We start from the raw sequence: 14185 nt of genomic DNA, 5'->3' as shown, positions 1-14185 counted from the left end.
TCCTGGACAGGAACGGCACCGGTGCCGGCACCCTCGACGGCGACCAGGCTCCGGCCCTCGACGGACCCGGAGCCCCCGCCATCACGCTAAGCGCCACCGAGGGGCCCTGCAATCCAGGCTCCGCCGGACTCTGCCCGACCTCTGCCCGGCCTGCACGATCGGGTGAATCCAGCAGCTGCCCGGCAACCGCACCGCATCACCACATGTCCCCCATATCACCGTCGACTCGATCTCAGGGGGATCCATGAACAACCAGCAGCCCGGCTGGGTCGGCCCGCAGCAGCCGTACGGCCGTCCGCCGTTCGAGCCTGAGCCGCCGCGCAGGGGCCCCGGCGCCGGAAAGATCGTCGGTCTCGGCTGTCTCGGTCTGGTCGGCGTGGCCGTCGTCATCGGCATCGCCGCCGCGGTCGTCGGCGGCGGCTCGGACGACTCGCACGACGGCGGGTCGACGTCCACGTCCACGACGAGGACCGACGACAAGGCGGCCGGTGGGGCCAAGGACCACGGCGAGAGGTCCGGGACGCCGAAGACCGTCGTCTTCAAGGTCTGGGGAACCGCCCCGGCCGGAGCGCTCGGCGGCCTGGACATCACCTACGGCTCCGACAGCGACACCCGCAAGGGCACCTTCGAGAACGGCGGCTTCGAGGCCGAACTGCCCTTCGTGAAGGGAGCGATGTACTACACGCTGAACGCCCAGTTGCAGGGCTCGGGCGACATCAACTGCAGCGTGACCGTGGCCGGAAAGACGAAGTCGGCCCACGCGTCGGGCGGTTACAACATCTGCGACGCCCAACTCACCAGCGATTTCACGGGTGGTTGGCGGTAGGCGCGGACGCCGTTCCGTCCGGACCGCTCACCGCGCGGGCCGCAGGGGGCCGGAGTGGTGCGCAGTGGGCCGGAGCGGGCCGAGGGAGCCAGGTCTCCCGGCGGCCAAGATCGAGTAAAGGTCGTTCGCGCAACTGTTCGCCCCTCGGGAGCTGATCTAGCCTCGGTCCAGCTCCAGCGGACAGCCGGCTGGACGGGACAGGCCCCGCGCGACGGCGATCACGCGCCCGCACCGGCCAGGGGGAGGAGCGCACCGGATGCGCCGCGGACGATCACTCGTGACACCCGCCGTTCTGGGAGTCCTGCTCAGCGGCCTCGGCGCCGGCGGGGCCCACGCGGACACCGGCACCGCGCTGTTCGTCGACAACGTCGCCGCCGACTGCACCGACACCGGCCCCGGCTCGCGGGCGGAGCCCTTCTGCCAGATCCAGCCGGCCGCGCAGGCCGCGACCGCCGGCGACACCGTCTACATCGCCGCCAACGGGCCCAGGTACGCCCCGGTGACCATATCGAGCAAGGGCACGGCGGACGCGCCCGTCAGATTCGTCGTCGCGGCCGGCAACGGAACAGCCGTCATGGTGTCGGGCACGCAGACGACGGCGATCACCTTCTCGGGCGCCCAGTTCGTCGACATGGCCGGAATCCAGGCCTCGGCCGGCTCGGCCACGGCCCTGGCCTTCGCGAACTCGCAGCACATCACCTACCGCTCCGCCATCGTCGCGACCGGCCTGCACGCGATGCCGGACGTCCCGGCGATCGCGGTCGACGGTTCCTCCTCCGACGTCGCCCTCACCCGGGACATGGTCACCCAGTCGGGCGGCCCGGTCTTCGCCAGCGCCGCCGGGGCGAGGGACATCACACTCTCCGACGACCACGTCGGGACCGCGCGGGGCGGGATCACGGCCGTGGGCACCACCGGCATCCACCTCGCCGGCGACACCGTCTCGACGGTGTGCGGGAACGCGATCAGCCTGACCGGTGGCAGCTCCGGGTCGGTGGAGAACACCGTCGTGATGCCCTACGAGGGCATCTCCTGCTCCGACACCGGCACACCGGCGGAGATCACGGTGGACGCCGCCTCCGCCCCGCAGGTCACCGAGGACTACAACGCGGTCAACCCGCTGGCGACCGGCGTCGACTACGACTGGGCCGGCACCGCGTACCCAACCAGCCGGGCCCTTCGGACCGGCACCGGGCAGGGAGCCCACGACCTCGATCAGACGGACCTGACCATCCCTCCGACGGGGCGGCCGACGGAGAACTCGCCGCTCGTCGACTCCGCCGACGCCGACGCGCCCGGAGAACTCCCCACGGACTACTACGGCAGTCCCAGGGTCGACGACCCGCTGGTCGCGGACACCGGCACGGGCGACGGCTCGTACGACCGCGGTGCCGACGAGCTCCGGGACCCGTTCAAGGTGAGCGGGATCGCCATGGCGCCGTATGCCGCCTACGTCGGAGTGCCCACCACCTTCACCGCCAAGGTGAGCAACCCCTGGTCGGACTCGCTGGCGGGCGCGAGGTACGCGTTCGACTTCGGCGACGGCGCCACGGCCACCGTGTCCACCGCCTTTGCGACACACACGTACACGAAGGCCACCGGGAGCGGCTACGTCCAACCCGCGGTGGAGGTCGACAGGGCCGACGGCACCAGGCTGGGCACGACCGGGTTCATCACGATCGGGGTCACCCAGCCCCCCGGACCCGACGCGGGCCTCTCCTGCGGCCAGGACCCGTCCCAACCCCGCACCGCGAGCTGTGCGTTCACCGCCACCGGCTTCTACCCGACGACCAGCGACCGGATCACCTTCGGCGACGGCTCGGCGCCCGTCACGGTCACCGGCTCCGGTCGGTACCTCACTCACACCTACGCCACCGCCGGCACCTACACCGTCACCCAGCACCTCACCGACTCCGACGGGCGCACCGCCACGGCGACCACCGAGGCCGTCGTCGGCGCCTCCTACGTGGTCACCAGCCCGAAGCGCATCCTGGACACCCGGCACGGCACGGGCGCACCCCGGCGGCCGGTCGGCCCCGGCAAGGTACTGCGCCTGAAGGTCCTCGGCGCGGGCGGCATCCCGGCGTCCGGAGTGACCGCGGTGACCCTGAACGTCACCGACGCCGACGCCACCGCGAGCAGTTACGTCACGGTGTACCCCGACGGCACCGGCCGTCCGGCCGCCTCCAACCTCAACTTCGCGGCCGGGAGGGTCAGTCCGAACCTGGTCACGGTCCGGGTCGGCGGCGACGGCTACGTCGACCTCTACAACGCCCACGGCGACGTCGACCTCATCGCCGACGTGGCGGGCTACTTCACCAACGTGCCCAGGAGCGGCGCGCGCCTGAGCGGCCTGTCCCCCCTCGCCGCACCCGTGCGGGACCTGGACACCCGCAACGGCACCGGCGTCCCTGGGGGCAAGGTCGCGCCGGGCAGCACCACGACCGTCACCCTGCGGCCCGCAAGCTCCTCCGCGGTGGCTGCCGTCCTCGACATCACCGCGACGGGAGGCACCGCGAGCGGCGTGGTCACCGTCTACTGCGGAAGCCGCCCGACCACCTCGAACCTGAACTACCGCGCCGGACAGACCGTCTCCAACCTGGTGGTCACGCCCGTGTGCGGCGGAAAGATCAAGCTGTACAACAGCGGCGGTCATGTCGACCTGGTCGCCGACCTCCAGAGCTTCTTCACCACGGGCGGGAGCCCCTTCGTACCGACCGTTCCCACCCGCTTCCTCGACACCCGCACCGGCACGGGTGCCCCCGCCAAGCCGCTCGGCGCGAACGGCCCGCTCACGGTGAAGGTCGCCGGTGTCGCCGGCGTCCCGGCCGACGCCCACGCGGTGCTGGTCAACCTCACGGGCGTCGCGCCGACCACCGCCACGCACCTGACGGCCTACGGCGACGGCAGCCTGCCGGAGGTCTACGACGACAGCCTCGCCGCCGGGGAGACCCGCCCCGTCCTGGCCGTGATCCCGGTCGGCGCGGACGGCTGCATCCGCATCGGCAACGCCCACGGAACCGTCCACGTCCTCGCCGACCTGGAGGGCTACTCGGGCTGATCCGACGGTGGGCCTGCTCTCACTCCCCCTCGGGGGAGCCGTCGGATCCGGAAGACACCGCAATCGAGTTTCGTCCTTCGCGGCGCGGGCGGCTTCCCGTCAGACCTTCTCGACTCGCACGGAGTGTCCCGCGAGGAGTTGATGCAGGTCGTCGGTGTCGGAGGTGAAGTCGGTTACCTGGGCACACACCCTGGGCGGCTTCCCGCCCGGCCACAGCTGCCAGGACGGCATCGATGGCGTACTTGTGCCCCTGCAGGCCGGCCGCCCTCAGCATGGCGCGCGCCATGGCGACCACCTGCTCGTCCGTGGGCGCGACGCGGATCCGGGACAGCGTCCAGTTCCACAGCGCCTGCCCCGACGTGTCGCGAGGGTCCCCTGCCTCCAAGGCCGTGAGCGCCGAGGTGACGATCGGGATGTCGAGCCGCGGAGCCGTCTTGATCAGCGCGACCGTCTCCCGGTCGCCCTGAACCGCCTTGGAGAGCGCTTCGGAGCCGAACACGAAGACGCGCTGCCGCGGCGGGTGCAGCTTCGCTCGGGTGGTCCGGCTCACAGGGCCTCGTCCGATTGCGATGGCTGCTCGTCATGCCGGCCGTCGACGGCGGCGATGCGGTCCAGCGCTGCTTGCCGCTCGTCGTCCGTCACGGCGCCGTGCTCTTCTTCGAGGCGTTCGGCCAACTCGCGGAGTCGGTCATTGGCGTCCTGATGAGCGGCGGCGGCCGCGACCCATCGGTCGGCCTGCGGTGCCGTGTGTAGGCGTCGAAGGATGCCCAGAGCGCCGGCGGTTCGTCTCCGGTAAGTCCTTCGGTCCAGCCCTCGCACCAGAAACCGCGCCTCGGCTTGTCCATCGGCACGGGTGGCCTCCCCTACGGGCCCCGGTGAAGAGTGCCGCGGTGACCGTGTGACCGCCGTCGCTGTCGTGGACGACGACGCGGTGCGCGATCACACTGACTGTGCCCAATTCCCGGCCGTGCTCGGCGTCCTGGTCCTGGTGCTCGACTGCCGGCGCCGATCCTGTGCCTCCGTCATCCGTGACCGACAGGGCGATCACCTGCGAGGAGACCGCCAGCGCGAGATGGAAGCCGCCCGACTCCTTGCCGCTGGCCGTGTGGAGGATCGCGTTCGCGCTCAGCTCACTCACGATCAGGGCTGCGTCCTCGACCAAGGGTGAGTCACGCAGGATGTCGCGGGTCCAGCGGCGGGCCCTGCTCACCTCGTCCGGCGTCACCCCTGCGTCACCGATGACGGACAGCTTGCGTCACCAATGACGCAGGCCTACTCGTCTGCGTCACCGAAAAACCGCAGGTCAGAATGCCTGAATGACGCAGGTGACGCGGTGACGCGGAAATCCCCACCTCGGACACACAGGCCCTGCCACCGGAGGTTCCGACGTGCTGACCGTCGTCCCGAACGAGCCCCAAGCGCTCACCGTCCCGGAGGCCATGACCTCATCCGGTCCAGAGTGCTTCCGAGCTGCACGTCCGGCCGCGCCCGTCGCATCCCGGTGAACGCGATCCGCAGCTACATGCACGGCCGACTTGAGGAGAACGCGGCCTGATGGCATCCCGTCCGAAAGAGGAACCCCAACGGCGCAGGCAGCATCTGGCAGCGCAAGGACGGCCGGTACGAGGCGCGCGTCGACGTCCCTCAGCCGGACGGCACCCGCAAGCGCAAAACGGTCTACGGCACCGCAGGGGAGGAGTGCGACACCAAGCGCCAAGAGCTGGTGCGGCGGGACCGCCAGGGCATCCCGACTCCCACCCGGTTCGCCAAACTCTCCGAGTGGCTGCTGTACTGGCTTGCGCACTACGTCGAGCCGCGCCGGAAGCTGAGCACGTACGACAAGTACGAGACGCATGTGCGGCTCTACCTCGTGCCCCCGCGCGGAACCAAGCGGCTGGAGTCGCTGAGCGTCGCCGACGTACGGCGGTTCATCACCCGCATGCAGAACACCCACACGGCCGCCACCGCCAAGGAAGCGCACCGTGTGCTCCGCACCGCGCTCACGGCAGCCGTGCGGGAAGAACTGATCACCTGGAACGTTGCGTCGCTGGTGGAGCCGCCACGAGTCAAGCAACGGGAGATCCGGCCGTGGACCCTGGAGGAGACGTCGGCCTTCCTGGAAGCCGCACGTAGCGATCCGCTGTACGCGGCGTTCGTGATGGCCGTGGCCATGGGACTGCGACGCGGCGAGCTGGTGGGGTTGCGCTGGTCGGACGTGGACCTGGACAACCGGGTGTTGCACGTACGTCAGCAGACGCAGCGGCGCAGAGGATCCCTGTACGACGACGCCCCCAAGAGCCGCCGCAGCCGTGTGGTCCCGATGCCTGCACTGTGCATCGCGCCGCTGGGCTGGCACCGCTTGCGACAGCGCGAGATCTTCGCACGCACGGGTGTCGCGTGGTCGGAGAGCGGCTGCGTCTTTGCCACGCGCAACGGCCGGCCGGTCGAGCCGCGCAACGTCTACCAGTCGTTCACGCGAGTCGCCGCTGACGCCGGTCTGCGCGTGGTCCGGCTGCACGACGCACGGCATGGCACGGCCACGCTGCCGACGGCGGCCGGCGTCGCCCCACGGGTCATCATGGAGATCCTGGGACACAGCCAGATCAGCACACGATGGACGTTTACACGCACGTCGTGTACGACACCCAGCGGGAGGCGATCAGCCACATGGACCGGCTGCTCAAACGCCGACGGCCCGCCGCCTGAGCAACTCCGCTTTTTGTTCGGGTTGGTGCCGAGCTGCGCCAACCCGAACAGCATCCGAATGACGTACTCGATATACGCTTGTCTCTCGTACTCGATACATGCTCCACTGGTGTCATGACGAACATCCGGCTCACCAAGCCGACTATTGCGGTGCTGGAGGCGTTGCTTTGTGCGACCGTCAACAAGCCTGCTTGGGGCCTAAGTATTTGCCGGGACGCCGACCTTGGTCCCGGCACCGTCTATCCCATTCTCGATCGCCTCGCTGAACGTGGCTGGGTCACCAGTTGCGAGGAGACTGGTCCTCATCCCGGCCGGCCTGCACGCCGCTTCTATGAGCTCACCGGCGCTGGCCGTCAGCAGGCGACGGCAGCCTTGGAGGCGCGCAGGACCCGCCGCTTCGGGCTCGGGTTGGCAGGTGGCGCCGCGTGAAGCTCGAACGTCTCAGTTTCGGCCCACAGGCGGAGAAACAGCTCAGGCGGCTCACGCGACGCGATCGAGCGCAGGCCCGGGAGGTTCTTAGTCATTTCGCTGAAGGCAATCTCCCTCTCAAGCTGGTCAAGATCAGGAAGAGTGATAGCTCCAACGACCTGCCGCGGATCTATATGGCGGAGATCCGCTTCAGTCACCGTCTCAGGGCATTCGTGCAGATCCTGCCAGCAGATGTCGTTTTTCCGGAACGGTACCTGGTCAGCCAGATCACGAAGCTGGAAAGAGACTGGACGTGGGACGACTCCGCCAGCACTGATGGGGAAACCGCCGATCCATCGGCCACCAAGACGGTACGCCGTGCCGTGGGTCTGGCGGCGAGCGTAGCCGGCGGCAGTCGAAGTCACCTGCGAGAGGAGTGGATGGCGATTCTCGCGGGTGCACCAGAGGAGCGACTGCACCTGAGTAGCCGCCAGCGCTCTTCTCTTGCCCTGGGCTTTCTCCTGGCTGCCCTTCGTATGCGCATGCACGACGTCGTGCAGCCGGCGTGGCGACCAGTGGATTGGGTGCTTCGAGCGCCCTCCCGCACGAACGCCTTCATTGCGTCAGTTGTCGGAGCGCAGGCGATCTACATCGTGGGAGACGACGGCTTCGCCGCTCTTGTGACCGAAGTCTGGGAGCCCTGCGGGATCGCTGGTGCTTCGATCTTCGCTCTGGCGCGTTGGCTCGGCCGCGTGCGCGGCATTCAGGTGGCTGCTTCAGAGACCGAACGTGCCGACGAGTAGTAGCGCGGTGCCAGTCGCTTGGCGCGATTGCCGTCAAGGATTGCCGTTAAAGGCCCCGTACCATGATCGGTCCGGGGCCTTTTGGCGCATCGTGCCTGTTCAGGCATGGTGCCCCCGGCAGGATTCGAACCTGCGACACCCGCTTTAGGAGTTCGATCTGGGTCCGCCTCGGCTGCGGTCGGCAACTGGTGGGACGACCGGACAGAGTCGCTGGTGTACGCCCTCGTCCGGCGTCGTTGATGTCAGCAGTGGATGTCAGAGCTTTCTGATCCGTAGCTCTGTGGAGCGGGACCGGCTCAAACAACTGCTGGGCGGTGACGACGAAGCGTCGGTGGCTGCCCTGGCTGCTCTCTGTGCCGGCGGATCTCACGTTGTGTGGGACGGCACATCGTCCGCCGCGTCACTCGCCAGGATCTACGGCCGCAGACTCAGGCTCACCCTTCGGAAGGGCATTGAAACGACGGGGCTGGAGCAGGCTGTGCAACGGCTCAGCCGCTATGCCGGACCGGTCCGGCTGGGCCAGATCAGAGCTGCCGATGGGTCCTGGACGTTCGTGCTGTTCCTTGATCAGCACGGCAGCGCTCTGGTGTCATGCACTGGCGTACGGCGAACGCCAACCGAGCTCTGACGTCCTCACGGGCCGACGCCTGCCGAAGCTCGGACCTCCACCACGCTTTCCAACTGTGGTGGTGGTCCTGGAGGCCTCGGACAGGGCCGTTCACCTGCGTTCATGCGAGGTCAACTGGTAGGGCAAGCACGGTGAGTGGTCCCGCTGAACGGCCGTGAGCGCGGCTGAATGAGACGGGAACTGAGACGGCTCAGCTGGCCGCCGATACGGCTCCGTACCTCGAAGGCCACTTGCGGCCGCCATCGTTGATGTCAGCTGGTGATGTTACGATCCGAGGCGCTCTTGACGTGCGCCTGCACCGCGATGCGTAGGGCTCCGAGTTTGTGTCGAAGGAACGTACGGCTCCACTGAGCCTCTTAAGTTTCCTCACCGAGTTCGTGAGTGAGTTGATCGAAAGCGCGGGCGGCCGAGCCAGTGCCGCAATCGGGTGGCAGCCGGACGGCGCGGCCTCTCCTGGTAGTCAGGATTGGCTGAAGGCCTGCCACAGCTGCGTTCCAGGCCGTACGGTTGGCTTCATGGGAGAGATTGATGACATCTTTGCGGGCACCCCTTACTTGATCGCTGAAGATGAGACTGCTATTTCTCGTTTCAGAATTGTCGAAGAAAAGGCAACGCGCTCGCGGGAAAAGTCGATTGCCGTACAGGAGCGAATCGCTCTCGAAGGGCAAGAGATGTTTGAGCCCTATGTCCGAGCAATCAGGACTCGACTCGTTGCGGAAAGCAATCGCATCGAAGGCTATGACTGGAACTACAGGCAGGTCAACGAGGTAGCTCTGACATACAGGGAGCTACTGCAGGCGCCTGTGGGTTCCTTGATGCAGGCGGTCAGGCAAGATCCGAGAGTCTACGAGGCACTCGGGCTTTATAAGGCGCACGAGATTGCAGACGAATGGGCGCGTGGCTCTGTAAGGCCGCGTGAGTATGAGATGCGCTCGCTGCATGAGCTAATCGCCAGTGGGGAAGCGTATGCCGGTCGATATAAGGAGGTGGAGAATAAAATCGGCGGCACCAAGCATCGCACCTCTGCTCCTTGGGAAGTCCCCGTTCACATGGGCCAACTCTCCGACTGGTGGCAGCGATGCGATGTGAATCCTGCACTGGAGGCTACGGTTATTCACGCCTGGCTTACGCACATTCACCCATTCGAGGATGGAAACGGTCGAATGGCTCGTCTACTTGCGAACATGTCATTGGCGCGGAACGGATTCCCGCCTCTCTTGGTGCGTTCAAGAGTAGATCGGGGACAGTATTATGACGCTCTGGCGCGAAGTGACGATGGCGACATGCTACCGCTATACGACCTGTTTGTTCTGGTGTTGAATCGGACGGTTCGGCTCATGTCGCGCCCAGACTACGTCCGGGATATCGTTAGAGATCGCCTGTTGTCCACCGTGAGAGACAGGTTTGATCTCTGGAAGATCCTTCCAGATCAGTTTTTCATGGCCTTGTCCGATGCGCTTAAGGCCCGCGGTTGGTCGATTCTGCTCCAAGGGAACCCGGACTTGAGTTCGTATGCTTTGCTGGAGGACCTTGATCTTGAGGGTAATTCTTGGTTCGGGAAAGTATTGGACGGAGACCGGGTGCCGCAGTCGCTTCTCTGGTACGGGTTCAAGAGCGAGGTCCTGCGTGACCTTGATGGTTCGGCGAAACGGTATCCGTCAATCTTTGTCTCTTTGCGAGACGACGATCCCGAGGCTATTCATCCATATCGTCCGCTGAGATTTAATGAAGGCCCCGTGGAAGAGATCGTATTGCGGCCTATGGAATCTAAGACGGTTTTGCTGCGTCGAGGCTACGACATAGAGGAGAAAAGCATTCTGGAAGCAGCGGCAATCTTGGCGGGCGAGCTCGCGACTTGAGTTTCCCTTGGAGATCCAGTCAGCCGGCCTTGGCGTATCCGGTTCCAGGATGCTCACCACGCCACGGTAATGCTCCTCGCGGCGGCTGGGTTGCGTCCTGCGTGGTGATGGAGATCTTGGGTTGCGTCCAGATCGGCATCACGATGGACGTGTACGCGCATGTAGTGGAGGACATGCAGCGCCAGGTCGGGAGCTACGTAGACCGGCTGCTCAGGCAGAGGCGCCCCGGTCGCCAGTGACCACCAGTGTTGATGTCAAAGGCCCCGGACCATGATCGGTCCAGGGCCTTTCGCCTGGTGTCCCAGCAGGATTTGAACCTGTGACACCCGCTTTAGGAAAGAGGCTGGGGCATCATGCCGGGGACCCGGCGCTTCGATGATCTTTAAGGTATCCAGTAAATTGACTGCCAGACAACCTTGTTGACCGCTGCATCTGGCACAGCAGTGGCACGAACCTCAGCCGACGAAAGCTAGCCACGATGGCGGGTGGGCCGGTCGACCAGGCGCGCGTGTGCCTCGCTGAACCCCCACGGGCCTCAGCCACGCTACCGGCTGGTGTCATCGACCTGAGCAAGCGGCGACGGCTGGCCCGCGACGGCGGCGGTAAGCCCACAGCTTGGGAAATTGCGATCACCGAGCCAGTCTAAATTCGTTTCGCCAAGAGGGAGCGGATTGGATCCCACATTTCATTAACATCGTCGGGATATGCGTAGGCCCACGTTGTGATAAATGCTCGCTGAACCAGCTCTTCACTAAGGAAGTCCAAATCCTCTCCGATTTGGCGAAAGATATTGTGACGATCGCCGTTAGTATATGATCTCTGAACTACGGACTGTCGCACCTGTTCCTGCATGAAGCTATCCAAATGCAGTGAGATCGTCAGCTTGCCCAAAAGGGTTGGAATATCCTTCAGGCCCGTCAAAATGCGATCAATAATTAGCTCTTCCGGGTCGCTTTCCCCAGGAATGAAAGACAAGTCCGAGAACGTTTCCATTTCATCTTCAGCAGCAGAGATTGTTACTCGTTTCGGCTCGAAACCGTCCTCTTTCCTCTTGTCGCCGTCCAATAGGGCAACTGCAAAGAATCTACGCGCCGGGCTAGCGTTATGAAATCGAGTATGATCCCTCGCGGGCGCAGCGCCACCGAGCTTGTGGATCTCAATCCCAGAGCGATCAAGGCCGTGTTTCTGACAGTAGGCGCGCAAGGTGATGTCGGCGACAATCTCGTCGAATCGATCTTCAGTAAATACTGCGACCCGGGCGTTGATTTGGCCGGTCAACGCCCGCAACGAGGCAATATCCAATTTTCCCTGCTTTACTTCCCCCTTGTATGCGACCCATACGGCTTCGTTCGGGAGGGGCATGAGGGCATCATTGGAATGGGTTGTAAAGATTACCTGGGTAGACTTCCGCTTGGCGACGCCGATGAAATATTCGACAAGTCGTCGTGTCGCGACAGGGTGCAGTCCATTTTCGATCTCTTCTACGAGGATCAATGCGTGATTTTGCGCTGCTTCGATCTGGGATACGATCCGAATTACGCTGGCTTCGCCTGCGCCGAAGTGAAATTCGGAGTAGCCAGCAGTTTCATCCGTTTCCTGAGAAGCGAAGATGGAAAGATCCCCCTCGCCCGAGTTAACGCGGAGATATGCGGCGGCGTCCTTGCCTAGGATTGCTTCCACCGCCTGAATGACCGGGGCCGTCAGTTGATCCTCAGAGAACCCCTGGAAGCCCGATCCGATGAACCTGGAAAGCTCTTTCCGCTCGCTGGCCGGGAGTGTTCTACTTACGCCGAAAATCAACACTTCGCGATCGACTGCGTCTCGATTCCATTTGGCCTTGAGGTAGCTCGCAGTACGACTGATGGTGGTGCTGCTCATTTCGCGCTTGTCGAGAATTTCGTATTCAACCCTCCAGTTCTTCATGCTCTCGTCATACTTGCCACTCTTGGCGAAGAACCGTCGAGGGACTACGCCTTGATGAATCAAGGCAGATGCTCCCAAGATCGTGGTCTTTCCGGAGCCGTTTGGTCCCACCAGGGCCGTCACCGGAAAGTCGAAATTGATTTCTCGATTTTCGAATCCGCGGAGCTTTACGAGGCGGACGCGGCGAAGGTATTTGTCGTAGGCTCGCTTATTTACTCGCGAGAAGAGTGCCATGATGTCGCTGTTGCGGATTTCGCTTTTCACTCGCGCCCCTCCAGTGTGCCTCTCAACGCCACTGCCAGCATACGAGGCCGCCCTAGCTGTGGCGTGTCGTTTCTCTTAGGTCAAGTGGCTTCTTGATGAGAGCGCGGCGCGGGTGCCGGCCGGGCTGGAGCGGGGCGGAGGCAGACGTCCGATGCGGTTGATCAGTCAAGCTGTGTTTGGGAAGGCGGTCTGGTCGTCGTAGGGGATGCGGTGGGTGAGGCAGTGGTGCAGGCAGCCGAGTAGGCGGTTGAAGAAGTTGCGTTGGGCTGCGACGTGTCGGTCTTCGGCTTGGCGGCGGCGGTTGTAGTGGGCTCGTGCTCCGGGGGATGCGGTGAGGGCGGCGAAGGCCCAGATGTAGCCGGCCGAAGCGAGACGCTGGTTCTTGATGTGCCTGGCCAGGACGGTGGTCTTGCGTCCGGAGGATCTGGTGATGGGGGCGGATCCGGCGTAGGCCTTTAAGGCGCGGGGGGTTGGTGAAGCGGGTGTGGTCGTCGCCGAGTTCGGCCAGGACGCGGGCTCAGGTGAGGGCGCCGAGTCCGGGGAAGCTGGGCAGGCCGCGTTGATTTCGGCGTCCTGGTGGGTGGTGAGGGCCGTGGTGGTGGCTGCTTCCAGGTCGTTGGCGCTGGTGCAGGCCGCGTCGAACTGCCTCAGCAGAGCGAGGGCTTTGGTGCCCATGGCCTGCTCGATGACGGGTGGCTGGTGCATCTGGGGTTCGCGCAGCAGCGCGTGAAGGCCTCGCCTCGCCGGTGATCTCGCGCTGGCGTCCGGCCTTCTTCAGGATCGCTTGCAGCTGGGCGCATGTGAGCTGGGCGGCCTGGGTCGGAGTGGGGGCTGCGGCGAGCAGAGCGCGGGTGACGGGTGAGGCGGGGCCTTCGCGGAAGTGGCGGAAGACGGTGAGGAAGCCGGGGAAGTATGCGCGCAGGTGGGAGCGCAGCCGGTTGCCGGTCTGGGCGCGGTCCCAGACGGCGTCCTGCTGGGCTCGGGCCAGGACGGTGGTGGCCTGGGCGAGGTGGCTGTCCGCGGGCGGGGGCCGGTGTTCGGCCGGGTCGGTGCGCAGGTTGTGGGCCAGGACTTTGGCGTCGAGGTGGTCGGACTTCTTGCGGCTGAGTGCGTAGCGGTCGCGGTAGCGGGCGGCGGTGAGCGGGTTGATCACGTAGATGGGTCTGCCGGTGGCGCGTAAGCAGGCGACCAGGAGCCTGTGGGAGGTCTCGATGGCGACTGGGATCGGGTTCTCTGGGGTGTCGCCGTGCTGGGTCAGCAGGTCCAGGAGCTGGCTGAGGCCGGTGGGGGTGTCGTCGATGCGGAGCTTGTCCAGGAGGGTGCCGGCTTGGTCGAGGAGTGCGATGTCGTGGTGGTCGGTGGCCCAGTCGATGCCGCAGAACACGCTGGTCATGGTGGTGTCCTCGGGTGGGTGCCTGTGGTGGAGTGGTCGCCGTGGCGGGGTTGCGCGTCTCCCTCATGGCAGGGCACGGGGCCCGTCATCCGATTAGCCGTTCGCAATCCCAGCGGTCGCCAGGGGCCGCGGTCAGCTGCGGAACTGGGAGCGTTCGCCGAGCGGTGAGAGGTGTTCCCTGGCGGCGGCTTGGACCACGAGAGGCAACGATGCCGCTGCTTGTGTGCGAGCGGGGGTGGGGGGGGGGGGGGGGGCCGGGGCCCCCCCGGCGGGCGGCGCGGCGCCCCCCCCCCCCCCCCCCCGCGCGAGAGCGC

The 14185-nt window shown here is 65.6% G+C and carries 8 protein-coding genes and 3 pseudogenes; 6 read left to right on the top strand and 5 right to left on the bottom strand.

The genetic code is table 11. The features are described from left to right. Window positions 1-244: 244 nt before the first annotated feature. Both ACIRQ9_RS15635 and ACIRQ9_RS15630 read left to right on the top strand, forming a co-directional pair. Complete coding sequence (locus ACIRQ9_RS15635) at window positions 245-826, top strand: hypothetical protein (protein ID WP_404172323.1); 582 nt, start codon at window positions 245-247, stop codon at window positions 824-826. A gap of 277 nt (window positions 827-1103) precedes the next feature. Continuing rightward, window positions 1104-3887, top strand: a complete 2784-nt coding sequence (locus ACIRQ9_RS15630) for a PKD domain-containing protein (protein WP_404172321.1) — start codon at window positions 1104-1106, stop codon at window positions 3885-3887. A 19-nt stretch (window positions 3888-3906) separates the two neighbouring features. On the opposite strand, the gene ACIRQ9_RS15625 is transcribed toward ACIRQ9_RS15630, so the two are convergent. The 3 genes and pseudogenes from ACIRQ9_RS15625 to ACIRQ9_RS15615 form a co-directional block, all read right to left on the bottom strand. After that, window positions 3907-4437, bottom strand: a complete 531-nt coding sequence (locus ACIRQ9_RS15625; RefSeq protein WP_404172319.1) for a hypothetical protein — start codon at window positions 4435-4437, stop codon at window positions 3907-3909. Next, window positions 4434-4562 carry a hypothetical protein gene (locus tag ACIRQ9_RS15620; protein ID WP_404172317.1) on the bottom strand — a complete coding sequence of 43 codons (129 nt, stop codon included), beginning with the start codon at window positions 4560-4562 and terminating at the stop codon, window positions 4434-4436. Before ACIRQ9_RS15620 ends, ACIRQ9_RS15625 begins: the two co-directional genes overlap by 4 nt. A 172-nt stretch (window positions 4563-4734) precedes the next feature. After that, window positions 4735-5136 (bottom strand): annotated as a pseudogene (locus tag ACIRQ9_RS15615) (ATP-binding protein); the annotation flags it as partial. A gap of 348 nt (window positions 5137-5484) precedes the next feature. Here ACIRQ9_RS15615 and ACIRQ9_RS15610 point away from each other — a divergent pair. The 4 genes and pseudogenes from ACIRQ9_RS15610 to ACIRQ9_RS15595 all read left to right on the top strand — a co-directional run bounded on the left by ACIRQ9_RS15610 (window position 5485) and on the right by ACIRQ9_RS15595 (window position 10291). Next, window positions 5485-6593 (top strand): annotated as a pseudogene (locus tag ACIRQ9_RS15610) (tyrosine-type recombinase/integrase). A gap of 114 nt (window positions 6594-6707) precedes the next feature. Continuing rightward, the gene (locus tag ACIRQ9_RS15605) at window positions 6708-7022 is read left to right on the top strand and encodes a PadR family transcriptional regulator (protein ID WP_404172314.1); all 315 of its coding nucleotides are present in this window, start codon (window positions 6708-6710) and stop codon (window positions 7020-7022) included. Continuing rightward, window positions 7019-7804 (top strand): hypothetical protein, encoded by a 786-nt coding sequence (locus ACIRQ9_RS15600; RefSeq protein WP_404172311.1) that lies wholly within the window; start codon window positions 7019-7021, stop codon window positions 7802-7804. The genes ACIRQ9_RS15605 and ACIRQ9_RS15600 overlap by 4 nt, the downstream gene beginning before the upstream one ends. A gap of 1143 nt (window positions 7805-8947) precedes the next feature. Next, window positions 8948-10291 carry a Fic family protein gene (locus ACIRQ9_RS15595; protein ID WP_404172309.1) on the top strand — a complete coding sequence of 448 codons (1344 nt, stop codon included), beginning with the start codon at window positions 8948-8950 and terminating at the stop codon, window positions 10289-10291. Window positions 10292-10933: 642 nt separating this feature from the next. Here ACIRQ9_RS15595 and ACIRQ9_RS15590 read toward each other — a convergent pair. After that, window positions 10934-12478, bottom strand: coding sequence for an ATP-dependent nuclease (locus ACIRQ9_RS15590; protein ID WP_404172306.1), 1545 nt, complete (start codon window positions 12476-12478; stop codon window positions 10934-10936). A gap of 165 nt (window positions 12479-12643) precedes the next feature. Next, window positions 12644-13871, bottom strand: a pseudogene (locus ACIRQ9_RS15585) (IS110 family transposase). Between the last annotated feature and the right edge of the window lie 314 nt (window positions 13872-14185).

The sequence above is a fragment of the Streptomyces sp. NPDC101237 genome (genome assembly GCF_044767465.1).
Lineage (GTDB): Bacteria > Actinomycetota > Actinomycetes > Streptomycetales > Streptomycetaceae > Streptomyces > Streptomyces gramineus.
Note: the sequence above shows the minus strand (reverse complement) of the source record. Positions and strands in the feature narration are given on the sequence as shown.

Excerpts from the sequence above, each read along its gene's own strand:
- ACIRQ9_RS15595 (WP_404172309.1), top strand. The coding sequence starts at position 8,948 with ATGGGAGAGATTGATGACATCTTTGCGGGCACCCCTTACTTGATCGCT.
- ACIRQ9_RS15635 (WP_404172323.1), top strand. The coding sequence starts at position 245 with ATGAACAACCAGCAGCCCGGCTGGGTCGGCCCGCAGCAGCCGTACGGC.
- ACIRQ9_RS15605 (WP_404172314.1), top strand. The coding sequence starts at position 6,708 with ATGACGAACATCCGGCTCACCAAGCCGACTATTGCGGTGCTGGAGGCG.